The sequence below is a fragment of the Tistrella bauzanensis genome (assembly GCF_014636235.1).
GTDB classification, from domain to species: domain Bacteria; phylum Pseudomonadota; class Alphaproteobacteria; order Tistrellales; family Tistrellaceae; genus Tistrella; species Tistrella bauzanensis.
Genome location: NZ_BMDZ01000152.1, coordinates 1 through 2,784, shown reverse-complemented (window position 1 = coordinate 2,784; position 2,784 = coordinate 1). Strand labels below are relative to the sequence as shown.

The following is a 2,784-nucleotide window of genomic DNA, read 5'->3' as shown; positions in this document are numbered from 1 at the left end:
GAGGACGGGCCGCCTCACGCCGTCCCAGGCGACGGTGACGCTCTAAACCAGCCCGCCGCGCTCATTGCGCGACAGCCTCTGATGATAGCTGATTTATCTAGAGTATTCATCTTAGAGCTTGATCGCTTTCTCTGCTCGCCGCCGACGATCCGCCTGCTCGATATACTTCCGCAGGGCAGCCGTGGACTTATGCCCGGTGACCGCCATGATGTCCCGTTCGTCGCAGCCGACATCGGCAAGCATGGTGGCGGCGGTGTGGCGGGCACCGTGGAAGGTTAGCCCTGGCCGGATCTTGCCTTCTGCCTGTAGCTTGTCGCGGAGACGAAAGAAGACAGTCTTGAAGCCTTCGACTGTCAGAGGCTTGCCTCGCATTCCGGTTACGATCGTGTCCGATGTCCGGGGTGTCACATCCAGGATCTCTTTTAACCTGCGGTGCACGGGCACCCATATCGGCTCCCCGGTCTTGCCCTGCCGGGCTTCCAGATGGCCATCGGCATAGGCCGTCCAGGGTAGCGCCACCACGTCGCTCTCCCGCATGCCGGTATAGACCCCAAGGGCCACTGCGGTTCGAAGACCTGGTTCAATCATCGCCTCGATCTCCGCCGCGCTCCATGGCCGATTGGACAGTTTGATCTACGCGCTCTTCCCGCCCTTCCGGCAGTCTGAAGGGGGCACGGGCGGCGTCGATCGGCCCAATTGCCGGCCGTCCCCTGCGTTTCAGCCCGTCTCGGCCCTCACGCCGCCGCGCATCGGGCGTCGAGCCAGATCAGGCGGCGCATGTTGTAGGCGAGGTTGACCATTCCGATCTTCACGCGCGCCCTGGCGAGGCCGACGGTTCGGACGAACAGGCCCATCCGCGCCTTCTGCTCGGCGAACACGTGCTCCACGGCCGAGCGCACCTTGGGACGGGTGCTGTTGGCGCGCCGGTACGGCGCGGACATCGGCCGGCCCTTCGGCTTGCGGAAGTGGACCATCGAGTGACGTCCCGCCGCTGCGATCGCCCGCTCGTTGGCGGCACTGCGATAGGCGCTGTCGGCCCAGACCCGGCTGTCGAAGGCGCTGGGGTTCAGCAGTTTCGACAGCTGCGCCCCGTCGTGGGCTGCCGCATGCGTCACCTCCCAGCGTCGGATCAGCCGGTGCCGCCGGTCGACGTTGATGTGATTCGTTATAACCGAACGCCGGGATCAGCAGGCCCGAGGCCAGGCGCTCGGAGGCCTTCAACTCTGGCCCGGCTTTCTTCTTCACCCGGCCGCGCTTGATGGTCCAGCGCGCATCGGTGTCCTTGTGCGCCGCCTTCGCCGGCTTCCAGTCCGGCCGTCCGCCGCGCTTGATCTCCTCCCNACACCGTCGAGTAGTCCGGCACCCGGCCCGACAGGTCCAACCCCAGAAAGCGCATGAACGAGAGCCGGTCGCGCACCTGGTATTCGACCTGCTCGTCCGACAGACCCCACAGCGCCTGCAGCACCAGCACCTTGAACATCATCACCGCGTCCATCGGCGGTCGTCCGCCCCGGCGCCGCTCCGAGCGCTTCAGTGTCCGCTCCAGCTCCTCGCGGAAGACGTCGAAGTCCACCACCCGCGACAGCCGCTCCAGCGGATCGCCGCTGGCACTCAGCCCCGCATAGCGCTCGTCCAGGCCGAAGAAACCAGCCTGTCTCGACATCGCAACACCTCCCTCGCCGACAATCCAAGGGAATCAAATCCAGGCGCCGGAGGCCAGCGGTTTCGCAAACCGTCCAATCGGCTCCACGTTTTCAAGCCGCTGACCCCGGCCCGCTCGCCCGCCGCAGGTGCGTTGGCTCATAGTGCGGGCGCGGGCCACGACTCCGAGTGCCCGGGCGACATAGGCCGGGTCATCGCCGCCATCGTCCATCACCGCATCCATATATGCGGCGATGTCCTCTTCGACCTTGATGTCGCAGGCCTGATCATAGCGGCAGAAGATTTCTGTGGTCATAACGCAGTCCGTCCACTGTTCGGCAAGGAATCTGGCCTGCTCAATGTCGCGGGCTTGCGTGGATTTGTTGCTGCCGCACAGCAGAACGATCATTCAGGCGCCATCCGCTTTCCTCACATGGGTGTCGCGCCAGCCGAGCGACCGTCCGTCCGGCGCGCGCAGGTCCAGCCGGGCGACGGGAGCGCCGGTCGCCGTGTCGATGAGCGCGGATCGCGGTTCGTCCGGACGGTAGAGATGGTCTTCGCCCCATTGGCGCAGCGCGACGATCACGAGGAAGAGGCCGCGCCCTTTCTCGGTCAGGACGTAGTCCCGATAGGCGCTGCCGTCTGATGCCGGCACGGTTTCCAGAATGCCGCGCTCGGTCAGGTCGCGCAGCCGCGTTGCCAGCATCCCCTTGGCGATGCCGAGTCCGGCCTGAAACGCGCCGAAGCGCCGCACACCATCGAAAGCGTCGCGAATGATCAGCAGCGACCACCAGTCGCCGATCACATCCAGCGCCCGCGCCACCGGACATCCGGTATCCCAGAGACTGACCCGCTTGACCATGACCGGCGGCCCCCTTTTGTAGATTCTAGTCTTAAAATAGAACTAGATTTTCTTCTGCGCAAATGGTTTCAAGATGAGACTGAATTGACTGTCACGGGCAGGGCCACCATGCAGCATGACGACGATATCGGAGCACCACACACCGCAGACCCCGGGATATCGCGGATCACCACACTGATCTTCGCCGTTGCCGCGGGTCTCAGAGTCGGACTCAAAACTAATACCCATTGATTTCAAGCCCTTGCGATGAACCGTGCGGTGCGTCGGATGGAGGCGATGAG

4 protein-coding genes and 1 pseudogene are annotated in these 2,784 nt (G+C 64.4%); all 5 read right to left on the bottom strand.

Annotation, left to right across the window (positions count from 1 at the left end):
- Nucleotides 1–111 precede the first annotated feature (111 nt).
- Nucleotides 112–588, bottom strand: coding sequence for a tyrosine-type recombinase/integrase (locus IEW15_RS25165; protein WP_188583239.1), 477 nt, complete (start codon nt 586–588; stop codon nt 112–114).
- A 146-nt stretch (nt 589–734) separates the two neighbouring features.
- A pseudogene (locus tag IEW15_RS25160) lies at nt 735–1,663 on the bottom strand (transposase).
- Between the two features lie 33 nt (nt 1,664–1,696).
- Nucleotides 1,697–2,050: a hypothetical protein gene (locus IEW15_RS25155; RefSeq protein ID WP_188583237.1), complete on the bottom strand. Its 354-nt coding sequence runs from the start codon at nt 2,048–2,050 to the stop codon at nt 1,697–1,699.
- Nucleotides 2,051–2,503, bottom strand: coding sequence for a winged helix-turn-helix transcriptional regulator (locus IEW15_RS26220; RefSeq protein ID WP_188583235.1), 453 nt, complete (start codon nt 2,501–2,503; stop codon nt 2,051–2,053). It abuts the gene before it with no gap.
- Between the two features lie 42 nt (nt 2,504–2,545).
- On the bottom strand, nt 2,546–2,784 hold a 239-nt coding region (locus IEW15_RS26215; RefSeq protein ID WP_229708827.1), incomplete at its 5' end, for a hypothetical protein.